The organism is Enterobacter sp. R4-368 (assembly GCF_000410515.1).
GTDB lineage: Bacteria > Pseudomonadota > Gammaproteobacteria > Enterobacterales > Enterobacteriaceae > Kosakonia.
On sequence record NC_021500.1, the window covers coordinates 1267523 to 1282711 of the forward strand.

The following is a 15189-nucleotide window of genomic DNA, read 5'->3' on the forward strand; positions in this document are numbered from 1 at the left end:
AAATGAACGCATCCCGCGTGGCGTGTGGGGTAGTCACTCATTTATCAGGATTTTATGGGTAAGCGACAGGCCCGGTTTCGGGGTATATGTACCCGTTTCTGCGATCTAACTCAACCTTTTTCACTACAATGATGTGACTTTTTACACGAATAGATTTTACATAAAATAAACAAATGCGTGTAAAGGTAAGTTGTTTCTGGTTGACATGTATCAAAAAAGGGAGCGTTCTTGCTCCCTGTTCAGGCGGGTTATGCCGATTTTTTCGCCCGGCTGGCATAGAGATAGAAGAGAATCGAGCAGGTAGCGCAGAAGGTAATTGACCAAATCATCGGCCAGGCGGTGTTAAAGGTCGCCATCGACAGCAGTGCCCCCACAATGGCGCCAATGCCAAAACGGAACGTCCCCGCCAGTGATGATGCCGTGCCCGCCATGTGCGGAAACTCATCCAGGATCACCGCCATCGCGTTTGAAGCCACCAGCGCAACGCAGCCGACAAACGCCGCAACGCCCAGCACCAGCGACCAGAAACCGACATCCAGCAGCGCCGTCACCACCATCCACAACGCCATGGCAAATTGCACCCACAGCCCGCTGCGGAACATATTTAAGGCACCAACACGGCGAACGATGCGACCATTAATCATCGTCGTCACAAACAGGAACACAATGTTCAGCGCAAAGTAGTAACCAAAGTCCTGCGGTGAGATATGGTTAATTTCAATATAGACAAACGGCCCGGCGCTGAGAAAAGAGAACATACCGGCAAAGCTGAAACCGCTCGCCAGCATATAGCTCAGTACGCGTTTATGGCGAAACAGCGACGCGAAGTTGCCAAGCGTGGTGCGGAAATGGAATTTTTGCCGTTTTTCAACCGGAAGCGTTTCGCGGATAAAAAAGACAATCATTGCCGAGACCAGCAATGCGGCAATCGCCAGGATCCAGAAAATGGCGTGCCAGTTGAACCAGACCAATACCGCGCCGCCAATCATCGGGGCCAGCAGCGGCGCAATGGTGGTCACCAGCATGACAAACGACATCATGCGGGAGAACTCTTCGCGTGGGTAAATATCGCGCATCAGCGCGTTAATCACCACGCTTGCCGCTGCCGCCGCAAGACCATGAAAAAAGCGCATGGTAATCAACTGCTCAATGCTCTGTGCCAGGGCACAGGCAACGGCAGCGGCGGCAAAAACCAGCGTGCCGCCGAGAATAACCGGCTTACGCCCGATGCTGTCGGCCATCGGCCCGTATAACAACTGACCGACCGCAAAGCCCAGAATATAGGTACTCAGCGTCATCTGCGCGCTGCCCGCCGGAACGCCAAACTGTTCGGCAATCACCGGCAGCGCAGGTAGATACATATCGATGGATAACGGCATCAGCATGGCCAACAGACCAAGGATAAACACAATGCTCAGTGATGAGTGTGGCCTGCGGGTCACGTAAATCTCCTGAATTAGCGGGGTGGCATGCCAACGCTGGCAATTTCATCTTCGGTTAATGGCCGGTATTCGCCCGGTTCGAGATCCGCATCAAGCGCAATCGCACCAATGCGTTCACGGTGCAGGCCCACAACATGGTTGCCAACGGCAGCGAACATCCGTTTTACCTGATGGTAACGCCCCTCGCTGATGGTCAGACGCACTTGTGTCGGCGTGATAACTTCCACCACCGCTGGTTTGGTGAGATCTTTTTCATTATGCAACTGTACGCCACGGGCAAACTGCTCAGCGGTGTCATCTGCGACCGGCGATTCAAGCGTCACCAGATAGGTTTTTTCGCAGTGATGGCGCGGCGAAGTAATGCGGTGCGACCATTGACCATCGTCGGTCATCAATACCAGACCGGTGGTATCAATATCCAGGCGCCCCGCCGCATGCAGCTTATGCGCCACCGGCTCATCGAGGAAATAGAGAACCGTCGGGTGATCCGGATCGTCCGTCGAGCAGACGTAACCTTCTGGCTTGTGCAGCATAAAGTAGCGCGGGCCATTTTGCTGAACGAGGGAATTGCCGTCGTATTCAACCTCGTGTTCGGGTTGCAGTTTAAAGGCGGTATCTCTGACGATCTCACCATTGACCGTAACGCGCTGGCCGCGGATTTCACGCCCGGCAATAGCGCGGCTGACGCCGAGTTGCTGAGCGATAAACTTATCAAGTCGCATGAAATTTTTTTGCCTGTATGGTGCTGGGTGCGGGCAATACGCCCGAAAACAGAAATGAGTACCCAAACAGTATAACGAGCATCACAGACCGCTCAAAGGAAAGATTCGTGGCATACTGTGCAGTGTGAATGTGTAACCCCTGCGAGATAATGACTTTTACCTTACGCCCCTATCAACGCGAAGCCGTGGACGCCACCCTCGCCCACTTCCGTCAACATGCCGAACCTGCGGTCATTGTGCTGCCCACCGGTGCAGGAAAAAGCCTGGTTATCGCCGAACTGGCGCGGCTGGCGCGCGGGCGTGTATTGGTGCTGGCACACGTTAAAGAGCTGGTAGCGCAAAACCACGCGAAATATGTCGCGCTTGGGCTGGAGGCCGATATTTTCGCCGCCGGGCTTAAAAGCAAGCAGAGCCACGGCAAAGTGGTGTTTGGCAGCGTTCAGTCCGTTGCGCGTAATCTGGCACAGTTTCAGAGCGAATTTTCCCTGCTGGTGGTCGATGAGTGCCACCGCATCGGCGACGACGATGACAGCCAGTATCAGCAAATCCTCAGCCATTTGCGCGAAGTGAACCCTCACCTGCGTTTGCTGGGCCTGACGGCGACACCTTTTCGCCTCGGTAAAGGCTGGATTTACCGCTTTCATTATCACGGCATGGTGCGCGGTGATGAAAAAGCGCTGTTTCGCGACTGCATTTATGAACTGCCGCTGCGCTACATGATTAAGCACGGCTACCTGACACCGCCGGAACGGCTGGATATGCCGGTAGTGCAGTACGATTTCAGCCGTTTGCAGACGCAAAGTAATGGCATTTTTAGCGAAGCGGATTTGAACCGCGAACTGAAAAAACAGCAGCGCATTACGCCGCACATTGTTAGCCAGATTGTCGAATTTGCACAGACGCGCAAAGGGGTGATGATTTTTGCCGCTACGGTCGAACACGCGCGTGAGATAACCGGCTTGTTACCTGCCGATGATGCGGCGCTGATCACCGGTGAAACTCCCGGTCCACAGCGTGATGCCTTAATCGAAGCCTTCAAAAATCAGCAACTTCGCTTTCTGGTAAACGTAGCGGTACTGACAACCGGCTTTGATGCGCCACATGTGGATTTGATAGCTATTCTGCGCCCGACCGAATCCGTCAGCCTGTATCAGCAAATTGTTGGTCGCGGCCTGCGCCTTGCGCCAGGAAAAACCGACTGCCTGATCCTGGACTACGCGGGCAACCCGCACGATCTCTACGCTCCGGAAATCGGTGCGCCAAAAGGTAAAAGCGATAATGTGCCGGTGCAAGTGTTCTGCCCGGCGTGCGGTTTTGCCAATACCTTTTGGGGAAAAACCACCGCCGACGGCACGCTGATTGAACATTTTGGTCGCCGCTGCCAGGGCTGGCTGGAAGATGATGACGGCCACCGCGAGCAGTGCGATTTTCGTTTTCGCTTTAAAAACTGCCCGCAATGCAACGCAGAAAATGATATCGCCGCCCGGCGCTGTCGCACCTGCGATACGGTGCTGGTCGACCCGGACGATATGCTAAAAGCGGCGCTGAAACTGAAGGATGCGCTGGTGCTGCGCTGTAGTGGTATGACGTTGCAACAGGGCGCGGATGATAAAGGCGAATGGCTGAAAATCACCTATTACGATGAAGATGGTGCGGATGTCAGTGAGCGCTTCCGCCTGCAAACCGCCGCACAACGCACCGCCTTTGAACAACTCTTTATTCGCCCCCACACTCGCACGCCAGGCGTGCCACTGCGCTGGGTTGTCGCGGCGGATATCGTGGCGCAGCAGGCGTTGTTACGCCACCCTGATTTCGTCGTCGCGCGGATGAAAGGCCAGTACTGGCAAGTGCGGGAAAAAGTGTTCGATTATGAAGGCCGTTTCCGGCGGGCACATGAATTACGGGGATAAACGCGCTTTTGATTGATGTATCGAACATTCAGGGATAGAATACCGCCCGCTTTTGCATCCGCAAAGCCGATCATCTGCCTGTTGCTGGGTCGCCTGTAACAGGATTATTTAAGAGAGATTCAAATGTTTACTATTAACGCAGAAGTACGTAAAGAGCAGGGTAAGGGTGCGAGCCGCCGCCTGCGCACAGCGAACAAGTTCCCGGCTATCGTTTACGGTGGAACTGAAGCGCCAATCGCTATCGAACTGGATCACGACAAACTGTGGAACATGCAGGCGAAAGCTGAGTTCTATAGCGAAGTTCTGACCATCGCTGTTGATGGCAAAGAAGTAAAAGTGAAAGTTCAGGCTGTACAACGTCACCCGTACAAAGCCAAACTGACTCACATCGACTTCGTTCGCGCTTAATCGCCGACAAGTTGAAGAAACCCCGCTCCGGCGGGGTTTTTTTATGCCTGCTCGCTATCGATATGCGGCTGGCCCGCCCATACGCGAATAGTCCTCTTTCACTGCCAGCTCGCATTTAAGCTGGTAGAGCAATGCTCGCGCGCAGTCATGTGAAATCGATACCCGGGTTAACGGCTCCCGTGGGGCACATGGCAGAAAACCTGCCCACACGGGCAGGTTCAGAGGATCACTTCCCGCCGGTCAAGCGGCGTTGCAGTTGGTCACGCAAATTCGGCGGCGTGCCTTTAATGGTCAGCGTATCGGTCGCCGGATCCCAGAAAATGCGCTCGCCGAGAAGTAACGCATCGAAATTGATGGTCAGGCCACCGCCGCTACCGGCATATTTAGTCAGCTGACGCAGCGTGCTGCGATCCGCCGGGAAACTCTCTTCCAGCTCGTAGCCCTGACCTGCGGTGAACTCCTCGAAACTGACTTCACTCACGCCTGCCAGCTCTTTGGAGAGCGACGCCAGTTCAATCTCTTCGCCCGCCTGCAACTGCTCATTACAGTAGGTGTAAACCTGCTGGCGTACCGTCTGGCGTTCTGATTTATCCAGCTCCGCCTGAGCGGTAAAATCGTCCACCGCTTGCAACAACCCGCGGTTTTGCGCTTTGGCGTTCAGCCCTTCGCTGGCGCCGAGGAAATCCATAAAGAAGTCGGCGACTTTTCGCCCTACCCGGCCCTTCAGGAATGTCAGATAGCGGGTCGACTCTGGATTGGTTTCCCACTCCGTGAGATCGATACGTGCAACGATATCCGCATGATTAATATCCAGATAGTGTGTAGAGCTGATATCCAGATGTTCATTAACACGCATGCTGCTTAAGTTGTTCAGCACGGCGATCAGCAGATACTCCACCGCCAGGTATCGGTAGTGGCAGAAAAGCACAATACCGCCATCAGCGAACGGATATTTTGCCAGTTCATCACGTAAGCGCCCGGTTGCCGCACGGCTGAAGGCCAGAAATTCCTCTTCGCCCTGGCGCTGCAGACGCAGCGCTTGCGCCAGCTCGCTCTCATCGTTAAACAGGCCGTAAGCTTTATTTTTCGCACTGTAAACCCGGTGCAACTCAGCGACCATCTCTTCGACAGGCGCGGTTGGTTCCAGCAAAGAATCGCGCAGCACCAGTTCGAGGGTTTGCTCATCACGTTTGATAAGCTGGTGCAGGGCAATCTGGTTGATGTCCAGACTCATGATAAACTCTCCTTTTAGACCGGCGGTATTCAACCACCACCAACGCGACTGTGCAACTGCTGATAAAAAAGCAGAAAAAAAGCTGTTGCTACGGTAATATGTTGCCTTTTCATGAACAGACTGATTTCGATTTATGCCACAAATCTCCCGCTACAGTGATGAACACGTTGAAAAGCTTCTGAGTGAGCTGGCTAACGTACTGGAAAAACACAAAGCACCGACCGATCTCTCCCTGATGGTGTTGGGCAATATGGTGACGAACCTGATTAACACCAGCGTCGCCCCCGCACAGCGTCAGGCTATCGCGAAGTCTTTCGCGCAGGCGTTACAATCGTCCATCGGCGACGACCAGGCGCATTAAGGGAAATAGCGACAGTTTATGGTGACCAATCGTCAGCGCTACCGTGAAAAAGTCTCCCAGATGGTAAGCTGGGGGCACTGGTTCGCGTTGTTCAACATTCTGTTGTCCATCGTGCTCGGTAGCCGTTATCTGTTTGTTGCCGACTGGCCGACCACCCTCTCCGGGCGTATTTACTCCTACCTGAGCGTGGTCGGACATTTTAGTTTTTTGGTTTTCGCCACTTATCTGCTGGTGCTGTTTCCACTAACATTTATTGTGATGTCCCAGCGGCTGATGCGCGTATTGTCAGCGCTGCTGGCGACCGCCGGCATGACGCTATTGCTGATAGACAGCGAAGTCTTTACCCGTTTTCACCTGCATCTCAACCCGATCGTCTGGGAACTGGTCATTAACCCGGACCAGAATGAAACCGCGCGTGACTGGCAATTAATGTTTATCAGCGTGCCGGTGATCCTGCTGATTGAGATGTTATTTGCGACCTGGAGCTGGCAGAAACTGCGCAGCCTTACCCGGCGTCGCCACTTTGCCAAACCGTTGGCCGCTTTTTTCTTCGTCGCCTTTATTGCCACTCACGTGATGTACATTTGGGCCGACGCCAATTTCTATCGCCCCATCACCATGCAGCGGGCGAATCTGCCACTCTCCTACCCAATGACCGCACGTCGTTTTCTGGAAAAACATGGGTTATTGGATGCGCAGGATTATCAGCGACGCCTGGTGGAGCAAGGCAACCCGGAAGCGGTATCGGTACAGTATCCGCTAAGTGATTTGCGTTACCAGGATATGGGTTCCGGCCAGAACGTACTGCTGATTACCGTCGACGGTCTGAACTACTCACGTTATGAGAAACAGATGCCACAACTGGCGAGCTTCGCCCAGCAAAACGTCACGTTTACGCAGCATATGAGCTCTGGCAATAGCGCTGATGGCGGCTATTTCGGTCTGTTTTATGGCATATCGCCAAGTTACCAGGATGGCGTGCTGTCAGCGCGTATTCCGGCGGCGCTTATTACCGCTTTTAACCAGCAGGGTTACCAACTGGGGTTGTTCTCTTCCGACGGTTTTAGCAGCCCGCTCTATCGCCAGGCACTGTTATCTGATTTTTCGTTGCCCGCGGCAAAAGTGCAGAGCGATGAGCAAACCGCCGACCAGTGGATTAGCTGGCTGGGGCATTATGCGCAGGAAGATAACCGCTGGTTCTCGTGGATTTCGCTAAACGGCACCGCGTCTGTTGATATGTCGCAGCCCGGCTTTGCCCGTAAATATGGCAAAGCCGCTGCCAGTGTCGATGATCAGATTGCACGGGTGCTGGATGCCCTGCGCGCCTCCGGTAAGCTTGATAACACGGTGGTGATCATTACCGCCGGACACGGCGTTCCGGAAAGCAAAGAAGACAACCATTTTGACTGGTCACGTAGCCGGTTGCATGTACCGCTGGTCGTGCACTGGCCGGGAACACCTGCGCAACGTGTTAGCAAGTTAACGGATCATAAAGACATTATGACCACGCTGATGCAGCGTCTGCTGCATGTCAGCACGCCGGCAAGCGAGTATTCACAAGGTCAGGATCTGTTTACCGCTACGCGCCGTCATAACTGGGTAACCGCTGCGGATAGCGACGAGCTGGCGATTACCACACCGGAAATAACGCTGGTGCTGAATCAGAATGGGAATTACCAGACCTGGAATGCGCAGGGTGAGAAAATTCGCGATCAGAAACCGCAACTCAGTTTGCTGCTGCAGGTTCTGACGGATGAAAAACGTTTTATCGCTAACTGATTGATTAATTATGAATCACTCAGTCTGCCCTTAGCTTGCATTCAGCCATGAAAAGGGTAGTATTAGCGCCACATGTCGGCACGTAGCGCAGCCTGGTAGCGCACTGTCATGGGGTGTCAGGGGTCGGAGGTTCAAATCCTCTCGTGCCGACCAAAAAACCTCAAGAAAACCAACCCATTGCGGTTGGTTTTTTTATGCCTGCGATTCCGACAAGGTAAAACAAAGGTAAAATGAAGGTAAAACTCCTGTCTGTTCAGTGCGTTTTTTTGAGAGGTACTTACCAAAATCGTCGGCCGTTCCTTTACTTAAATTTCCGTGTACTGTTAAATCAAATTCCCTTATAAAACGTAGTGCTTAAGGGTGCGCACCAGTTTTTCTCCCTGCCCTATACTTTCAGCATTACAGTGCTGGAGGTGTCTATGTGTGGACGTTTTGCACAAGCTCAAACCCGTGAAGAATATCTTGCTTACCTGGCCGATGAAGCCGAACGTGATATTCCATATGATCCAGAACCCATTGGCCGCTATAACGTGGCTCCGGGAACCAAAGTCCTGATACTCAGCGAGCGAGATCAGCTTCTTCACCTCGACCCTGTTATCTGGTCGTATGCGCCAGGATGGTGGGACAAACCCCCATTGATTAATGCCCGGGTCGAAACTGCGGCAACCAGCAGAATGTTCAAACCTCTATGGCAACATGGACGAGCAATTTGTTTCGCTGACGGTTGGTTTGAATGGAAGAAGGAGGGAGACAAAAAACAACCCTATTTCATCCACCGCGCCGACGGCCAGCCAATTTTCATGGCGGCGATCGGAAGCACACCGTTCGAACGAGGTGATGAGGCGGAAGGATTTTTGATTGTTACAGCAGCGGCCGATAAAGGACTGGTGGATATCCATGACAGGCGTCCGCTAGTGCTTACCCCGGAAGCAGCGCGGGAATGGATGAGGCAGGACATTGGTGGGAAAGAAGCCGAAGAAATAGCTGGCGACGGTGCGGTGCCTGCAGATAATTTTGTTTGGCATTCGGTATCACGCGCCGTAGGTGATGTGAAAAGTCAAGGTGCGGAGTTAATCGTAGCTGCCCGTTGAACAATAAAATGACAGGAAGAACACCTCTGCTATGAGCGAGGAGCGGACTTTGGATTACTGTATACTCTCTAAATGTGGATGGTATGGTTACCGTGATACTTACAGTGAGAGCTGCTGGGGCCGTTGCATCAGGCGTTTTTAGTTTCGTGAGGTGATTGACTATGACTTCCAACACTGGCGTTTTTAATGACCACGACACGATAAGTGAAAAAGATACAAATAACGCCAATTGGTAATAAAGGATTTCTTTCAATCAGATAGAACTGGAAGGGACTTCAAAGTTGAGGTGCCCCAACAAGCGTTGGGGCAATGATTCTTGCGCTTTATGTCTTAGATCTGGCACTGCACGAGTCAGGAGAAGAACATCAGACTAGCTACGTTGAAAAGAGTAAACCAATGTGGGACCGATTGCAATCGAAATTCAGGCTTTTTTATAGTATAAAGAGTCGACCAAACATATTAATAAGTTAATACATTAAACATGCCTAAAAGTTTTGATTTTACGGACATAAAAAAGCTCATTTCAGCAGCTAGGCTAACCAGTTATCAATCAGCGTTCAAGGTAAGTGATAGTGCAGAACTTTTGGGCATCTACAACTGGAATCTTGAGCTTACAGGTGCACTGAACAGTTTACTTCAACTTGTTGAGGTCGCACTACGTAATGCTATCAATGAGGCTGGCAAGAAAAATATAGTCACCGCTGCAGGAGAGCACTGGTTTGAAAAGGTCCCATTCAACCTTGTAGAAGATGACAGTGGGGCACTATTAGCTGATGGTTCCAAGCCAATGATCATAGCGCCTCAAACATCAGACTTTAAAGCAGGTCTAGCTAAAGCAAAAAAAAGTGCTCAAAAAATCCTGAAGAAAAAATTAGGTGCAACGTCGACTGCAGTTCCCACACTGGATCAGATAATTTCTCAAACAGATTTTTGCGTGTGGGAGTATATCCTTGATAAAAGTTTTTATGATGGTGATGCAAATAAAAATTTCCTGTGGCCTAAAGGTTTTTTAACTGCATTTAAAAAGCTTCCAACTGTAACAGGGAAAAACAAGCAATTTCAACAGCGTGATATTATTCGCCGTAGGATTGAAACCGTGCGGATGCTGAGAAACCGAGTAGCCCATAATGAGCCAATTTGGAAGGATGCTGATAGCGATGATATTGCAGATATCATTCAAAAACTTCAAGAAAAGGTTAATGTTATTTTAGAACTGACATTTTGGATATCCCCTGCATTGAATAACTTCATAAAAAACAGTTCGATAAAACACCGTCTTGACATGATGCTTTGTGAACATGAAATAAAGAATGCATTGTATAGAAATGCCGCGTTGGATATATCAGACATCGCTACTTTGAATCAAACACTTACGGATAGCAAAAGCAGTACAACACGAGTACTAATAAAAAGCGACGGAATGGATGGGATTTTATTTTCCAAGAAAAACAGATTCAATTAAAATGAATAGTCCTGCCTTCCAGCAACTGGACTACAAATGTTCTTGCTGAAGATCGTGGGGCTCATTCTTCACTTTTCGCCATATCTATTGATCGGACCAGATTGCTGAGCTGGGCACGTATTGACAATTTGTAAACACAATAAACCACTTCACCGAGCTTTGTCTGCACTCCATAAATTAACATATCGAAACGTAAGCAACGTCCGTTCCTGGCACATAGCGGACCAAGCTTAATGAGAAAATTCATCGAACCCTAATAAGATCTGAATACCTTGTAGTGTACCGGGGCGACAACATATCACGCTTCATCTGCCACTGCTGCTGAATGCCCTGCCCTGCAAAATACAGCGTCCCACGTCCGTCTTTCGCATTGAGCTGATCCAAAACGGCCATCAGCTTTTCACTGCCCGCGCGCGGTGCGTTATCGTCAAATAAGTTGAGCTGCGCGACGCCCTGGCTGAAAAAGTCGCCGAGCATGACACCTGCTTTCTGGTAGCGGTGGCCATCTTTCCATATTGCATCCAGGCAGCGCGTTGCCGCCCCGATTATGTCCCTGCTGTCCTGTGTGGGCGTGAGCAGCTTTACCGATGCGCTGTTACCGTAATACGGCTCGTTTAATGCAAACGGACTTGTCTTAACGAAAGCGGAGATAAACCGGCAATACTGATGCTCACTGCGTAGCTTTTCTGCTGCCCTGCTTGCATAGCTGCATATCGCCTGGCGCATTTCATCGTAGTCGGTGATTCGTCCACCGAAAGAACGTGAGCAGACAATTTCCTGCTTCGCCGGCGCAAATTCCTCAAGATCGAGACACGGTTCGCCGCGCAGCTCCCGCACCGTTCGCTCGAGCACGACGTTAAAATGCTTGCGGATGATCCAGGTGCTTTGTTCTGAGAGCTCAAGCGCGGTTTTAATGCCCAGGGCGTTCAGCTTTTTACTGATGCGCCGACCGACGCCCCAGACATCCTCAACCGGAACAAGAGCCAGCAACCGGCGCTGGCGGTCGATGTTGGACAAATCAACCACGCCGCCGGTCTGCTGCTGCCACTTTTTCGCGGCGTGATTGGCCAGCTTCGCCAGGGTTTTGGTTTGCGCTATACCGACGCCGACAGTCAGGTGAGTGCGCTTCAACACAGTCGCGCGTATCTCGCGTCCAAAGTCAGTTAAATCACGACAATTACGGACGCCGGTCAGATCACAAAAGGCTTCATCGATTGAGTATATTTCCACGCGAGGACTCATCTCTTCCAGGGTCGTCATCACCCGGTTTGACATGTCCGCATACAGCTCGTAGTTACTGCTGAACGCCACAATGCCGTGGCGCCTGAATGCTTCTTTCTGTTTAAAATAAGGCTCGCCCATGACCACAAAAGGCTTTGCTTCGGCGCTGCGGGCGATCACACAGCCGTCATTGTTCGACAAAACAACGACTGGTCGCCCTTTCAAATCAGGCCGAAATACTGTCTCGCACGACGCGTAAAAGCTGTTCACATCGCACAGCGCAAACATGTTCAGCTCGCCGGTTTGACGATAAAAGTCACGACACCGAAGATGTCGAGCGTATCTTCACTAGTCACACGAATCGGACTATAAGCGCTATTCATTGGGTTGAGCTGAATGGTTGGTCGCAATTGCAGGCGCTTCACAGTGAATTCACCATCGACCGCCGCGATCACAATATCGCCGTGCTGCGCGGTGCGCGAACTATCAACCACCAGCAGATCTCCGTCGCTGATCCCGCCATCAATCATGGAATCCCCCGCAGCTTTGACGAAGTATGTCGCGCTGGGGCGCTGCACAAGGAGTTCGTTAAGGTCAATTCGCTGCTCAACGTAGTCGGCTGCCGGGCTGGGAAACCCGCACTGAACAAGGTCGCTGAAGAGCGGGAGCGCGACAACTGCGCGCGGAAAATCAGCTGGTTTGATGAATTGCATAGTGTAGCCCTGCTTAATACTGTTTTTATATACAGTAGAATGGTTCAGGTGCATGATCAAGCCCCCGCTTCGTTAGCGGGAACTGTTATAGCGGGATTATCTATTCTGGAGAAGAAGTTAGGATGAAGAAAATTTTTATAATGGCTTCACGGGCCATGTGATATCTGGTGCAGTTGTTGTATCAATCCTGTTCAAGAATACCCGATATTTTTTCCATAATAAAAGGCTGGATTGCTCTTCGTCAGTCGCAATACCAATATCCACGGCATCCTGTAATGGGGCAATTCTGGTTGTCGCTTCTGAGATTGCAGAGTTTTTTTGCCAGTCAGCCGCGGCAATAATATCGTCGCGGGAAGGTCCACCAGTTTCTACCCATTTACCTCCAGTCGCCTCACCTGTTTCTGGATCTACTTTAGCGCCCTGATATTGCGCTTTGTAATAACCATCCCCCAATCGGTCAAGCGTCCACACTTCCGGAAGAGTATTACCGGAAATACCGACAATAAAATCAATGGTATAATAAAGGTTTTTATCCAGAGCATTTATAATCGTAAATTTATCCATTACTAAATCCTTAAGCCATAGGCACTTTGAAATACGCGTAAAAACCCTGGTCTAAATTAGTACTGTTGATACTTAACGTCCCATCAGTTTTGACAACCATGTAAGAGCCGTATGAAGGGGACGTATTGTAATCAGAGCCAGGACCCACAGCGCGGACAAAATATTGTATGGATGGGCGGCTTCCTGTAGGCAGGGTGAAGAAAACTCCAGCATTTGCTGTTGGTCCTTTAAGCGACACCTGCACCTCAAGATATCCTTTATTTACACGGTAGACCGCGCGCGCTGTAGGATCATAAGTCGTATGGAGTGTGAACCCGGACGAGAGCGTCATTGGTAGCCACGGAGTATCCGCAAGCGCAGCCGTGATAGCATTGTCCGTCTGTGATTTTGAGTAGACTGACAGGTTATTTTGAGCAGTTGCTATATCCGTCAAATCGCTAAGATTGTTGGATTTCTTCAGCTGGTTATCCGGATTCGCTGACTGTGCGGCATCCCGAGCAGCTTCTGCTGCGACTTTTGCTGCAATAGCATCAGTTTTAGCCTGCTGTGCCGTTGTGTTTGCAGCGACCGCATCTGTGGCCGCCTGGCTGGCAGTAGCAGCATTGCCTGAAACTTGTGCTGCCTTTGTATCAACATTCTGCCGATCTGTGGCTACCTGCTGGGCGTATGCCGCAACCTGATCTGCAATCTGCTGCAACCCAGCGGGATCAATATCAGCCAGGAGGTCACTGATTTTTTTCCAGCTAGGGCCGGTGAAGCTGGAGCCATCAGGAAGGATTACTGTGATATCACCGCTGTCACTGAATACGGCCTGCCAGTTCTGCTTGTCACTGTTTAAGCCGCGCAGCGCCTCTGTGGTTTGAGCCACCAGCGCAGCAGTAATCTGGTTCTGCGCGGCGCGCGGAACGGCTGACCATGCAACACCGGATTGTGTTGGCCCCAGATACTTACTTACTAGCGTCAGGGATGTAGCGCTTTCCAGAGATTTGACAGGCAGCGTGTAAGTAATGCCGCCGACATTGGCGACAATAAAATCTCCGGCGGTCAGCTCTGTAGCAAATGCTGTCCCACTACCACCCACCGAAGCAGAATTATTGGTTAGGGTTAAAGTTCCTGCTGACATATTTACTCCATAAAATGAAAAAACCGCCGAAGCGGTTATCATGGATACTTTGAGACATCGATACAAAGGAACACCTCTTTGTATCGATAAACTGGCCTTTGCCCTACAATTTCTTCGCCACCTATTCTGGTTCCATAGATTGTGTTCCCGTATGCTCCAGCAGCTATTGCGCCAATAATGTATTGCCCTGCACTTGGATTAAGCACAGCAAGCCATGTTGAGCAAATCCCTGGGTTTACAGCAACAGGGACACCAGCGGAAACGGTAAAAGATCCAGTCTGAGTTACGCCGTATGGGTTGTTAACTTTTAAAACCTGTAACGGGAGCATGTCAGTATTCCACGTCATCTCACCTGATGAATTATAAACGGCAACCCCGTACCCACTCTGGATTTTTACCGTATTTGAAAATAGATAAATAAGTCCAGAGTAATTAGATCCTGTTATTGTTATTTTCCATGTGCTACCAGAGTTATTCGGGATGAAAGTTCCCGCACCATCAGGCCCGTTATGCCTGACGAAAAACATTAGTGATTTACTTGACAAAATACCGGTATCAACCGTTCCATTTGCAAAAGAGATTTTCCCCATATAATTTAGAGGGGTGACATCCGGACTAATCCACAGGCTTCCGTCATCACGAAATATTTGCAATCCATAGGCCATTGTTTACTACCATTATTCATAGACAATCATAATAGGAACTGATGCTGAAACCGATGACCATGTGACTGTGTTTCCAGACACAGATGCGTTGGCGTTCGGCGTCCCGTATCGCGCTCCATCGCCTATGTACTGCAATGGATAAACGCGTAATGTCTTACCCTGTACGGATGGATAGGATCGAGATCCTGATGCTGGAGAGGTAATGTAATCAATGATAAACGTCGGTACAAACCTCCCCACAAGTTCGTTACCATTTGCGTCAAATAGCTGGACTCCGTAGGCCATAATCCTCACCCTGACATTGATAATTAGTCAACAGGCTCTTTTCTTTGAATCCAGGAAAAAAACGTAAATCAAGCGTATTTACTGGCCTGATAGTAATTGTGCCATTGTGATCAATTCTTATTTTATTGACCTTAACTACATACTGTGTTTTTTCTGAAGTAAGATTCCGTGAATTATAAACACCAGTACAATTAACATCCTTTATACCG

Annotated in this window: 14 protein-coding genes and 1 tRNA gene; 7 read left to right on the plus strand and 8 right to left on the minus strand. The window is 50.5% G+C overall.

The window, feature by feature from the left end; translation table 11 throughout:
- Nucleotides 1-248 precede the first annotated feature (248 nt).
- Together H650_RS05890 and rsuA are read right to left on the minus strand one after the other, a co-directional pair.
- Nucleotides 249-1442 (minus strand): Bcr/CflA family multidrug efflux MFS transporter, encoded by a 1194-nt coding sequence (locus H650_RS05890; RefSeq protein ID WP_020454414.1) that lies wholly within the window; start codon nt 1440-1442, stop codon nt 249-251.
- A 14-nt stretch (nt 1443-1456) separates the two neighbouring features.
- Nucleotides 1457-2164 carry a 16S rRNA pseudouridine(516) synthase RsuA gene (rsuA, locus tag H650_RS05895; RefSeq protein ID WP_020454415.1) on the minus strand — a complete coding sequence of 236 codons (708 nt, stop codon included), beginning with the start codon at nt 2162-2164 and terminating at the stop codon, nt 1457-1459.
- Between the two features lie 149 nt (nt 2165-2313).
- Here rsuA and radD point away from each other — a divergent pair, with 149 nt between their 5' ends.
- Together radD and rplY are read left to right on the plus strand one after the other, a co-directional pair.
- The gene (radD, locus tag H650_RS05900) at nt 2314-4074 is read left to right on the plus strand and encodes a DNA repair helicase RadD (RefSeq protein ID WP_020454416.1); all 1761 of its coding nucleotides are present in this window, start codon (nt 2314-2316) and stop codon (nt 4072-4074) included.
- A gap of 123 nt (nt 4075-4197) precedes the next feature.
- Nucleotides 4198-4482, plus strand: a complete 285-nt coding sequence (gene rplY / locus H650_RS05905) for a 50S ribosomal protein L25 (RefSeq protein WP_017458549.1) — start codon at nt 4198-4200, stop codon at nt 4480-4482.
- 226 nt (nt 4483-4708) lie between these two features.
- Here rplY and yejK read toward each other — a convergent pair whose 3' ends face one another.
- The gene (yejK, locus tag H650_RS05910) at nt 4709-5716 is read right to left on the minus strand and encodes a nucleoid-associated protein YejK (RefSeq protein ID WP_020454417.1); all 1008 of its coding nucleotides are present in this window, start codon (nt 5714-5716) and stop codon (nt 4709-4711) included.
- A gap of 133 nt (nt 5717-5849) precedes the next feature.
- Between yejK and H650_RS05915 the strand changes: the two genes are divergently transcribed.
- From H650_RS05915 to H650_RS05935, 5 genes are all read left to right on the plus strand, one after another.
- Nucleotides 5850-6077, plus strand: a complete 228-nt coding sequence (locus H650_RS05915) for a YejL family protein (protein ID WP_017458551.1) — start codon at nt 5850-5852, stop codon at nt 6075-6077.
- An 18-nt stretch (nt 6078-6095) separates the two neighbouring features.
- Nucleotides 6096-7856 (plus strand): LPS biosynthesis-modulating metalloenzyme YejM, encoded by a 1761-nt coding sequence (gene yejM / locus H650_RS05920; RefSeq protein ID WP_020454418.1) that lies wholly within the window; start codon nt 6096-6098, stop codon nt 7854-7856.
- Between the two features lie 76 nt (nt 7857-7932).
- A tRNA-Pro gene (locus H650_RS05925) sits at nt 7933-8009 on the plus strand.
- A 266-nt stretch (nt 8010-8275) separates the two neighbouring features.
- Complete coding sequence (locus H650_RS05930; RefSeq protein ID WP_020454419.1) at nt 8276-8947, plus strand: SOS response-associated peptidase; 672 nt, start codon at nt 8276-8278, stop codon at nt 8945-8947.
- A gap of 481 nt (nt 8948-9428) precedes the next feature.
- Complete coding sequence (locus tag H650_RS05935; RefSeq protein ID WP_020454420.1) at nt 9429-10409, plus strand: Abi family protein; 981 nt, start codon at nt 9429-9431, stop codon at nt 10407-10409.
- Nucleotides 10410-10652: 243 nt separating this feature from the next.
- Here the strand turns inward: H650_RS05935 and H650_RS05940 are convergent, their stop codons facing one another.
- From H650_RS05940 to H650_RS25645, 5 genes are all read right to left on the minus strand, one after another.
- The gene (locus H650_RS05940; RefSeq protein ID WP_020454421.1) at nt 10653-11918 is read right to left on the minus strand and encodes a Y-family DNA polymerase; all 1266 of its coding nucleotides are present in this window, start codon (nt 11916-11918) and stop codon (nt 10653-10655) included.
- Between the two features lie 2 nt (nt 11919-11920).
- Entirely contained in the window at nt 11921-12343 is a 423-nt protein-coding gene (locus H650_RS05945; protein WP_044489689.1) for a translesion error-prone DNA polymerase V autoproteolytic subunit, read from the minus strand.
- A gap of 135 nt (nt 12344-12478) precedes the next feature.
- On the minus strand, nt 12479-12907 hold the full coding sequence (locus H650_RS24240; RefSeq protein WP_020454423.1) for a tail fiber assembly protein: 429 nt from the start codon (nt 12905-12907) through the stop codon (nt 12479-12481).
- A gap of 10 nt (nt 12908-12917) precedes the next feature.
- A complete protein-coding gene (locus H650_RS25895; protein WP_020454424.1) occupies nt 12918-14030 on the minus strand; it encodes a hypothetical protein in 1113 nt (370 codons plus the stop codon).
- Nucleotides 14031-14068: 38 nt separating this feature from the next.
- Nucleotides 14069-14695, minus strand: a complete 627-nt coding sequence (locus tag H650_RS25645) for a hypothetical protein (protein WP_071925206.1) — start codon at nt 14693-14695, stop codon at nt 14069-14071.
- Between the last annotated feature and the right edge of the window lie 494 nt (nt 14696-15189).

Coding starts and splice junctions, on each gene's coding strand:
- rsuA (WP_020454415.1), bottom strand. CDS start 2,164: ATGCGACTTGATAAGTTTATCGCTCAGCAACTCGGCGTCAGCCGCGCT.
- radD (WP_020454416.1), top strand. CDS start 2,314: ATGACTTTTACCTTACGCCCCTATCAACGCGAAGCCGTGGACGCCACC.
- rplY (WP_017458549.1), top strand. CDS start 4,198: ATGTTTACTATTAACGCAGAAGTACGTAAAGAGCAGGGTAAGGGTGCG.
- yejK (WP_020454417.1), bottom strand. CDS start 5,716: ATGAGTCTGGACATCAACCAGATTGCCCTGCACCAGCTTATCAAACGT.
- H650_RS05915 (WP_017458551.1), top strand. CDS start 5,850: ATGCCACAAATCTCCCGCTACAGTGATGAACACGTTGAAAAGCTTCTG.
- yejM (WP_020454418.1), top strand. CDS start 6,096: ATGGTGACCAATCGTCAGCGCTACCGTGAAAAAGTCTCCCAGATGGTA.
- H650_RS05930 (WP_020454419.1), top strand. CDS start 8,276: ATGTGTGGACGTTTTGCACAAGCTCAAACCCGTGAAGAATATCTTGCT.
- H650_RS05935 (WP_020454420.1), top strand. CDS start 9,429: ATGCCTAAAAGTTTTGATTTTACGGACATAAAAAAGCTCATTTCAGCA.
- H650_RS05940 (WP_020454421.1), bottom strand. CDS start 11,918: ATGTTTGCGCTGTGCGATGTGAACAGCTTTTACGCGTCGTGCGAGACA.
- H650_RS05945 (WP_044489689.1), bottom strand. CDS start 12,343: ATGCAATTCATCAAACCAGCTGATTTTCCGCGCGCAGTTGTCGCGCTC.
- H650_RS24240 (WP_020454423.1), bottom strand. CDS start 12,907: ATGGATAAATTTACGATTATAAATGCTCTGGATAAAAACCTTTATTAT.
- H650_RS25895 (WP_020454424.1), bottom strand. CDS start 14,030: ATGTCAGCAGGAACTTTAACCCTAACCAATAATTCTGCTTCGGTGGGT.
- H650_RS25645 (WP_071925206.1), bottom strand. CDS start 14,695: ATGGCCTATGGATTGCAAATATTTCGTGATGACGGAAGCCTGTGGATT.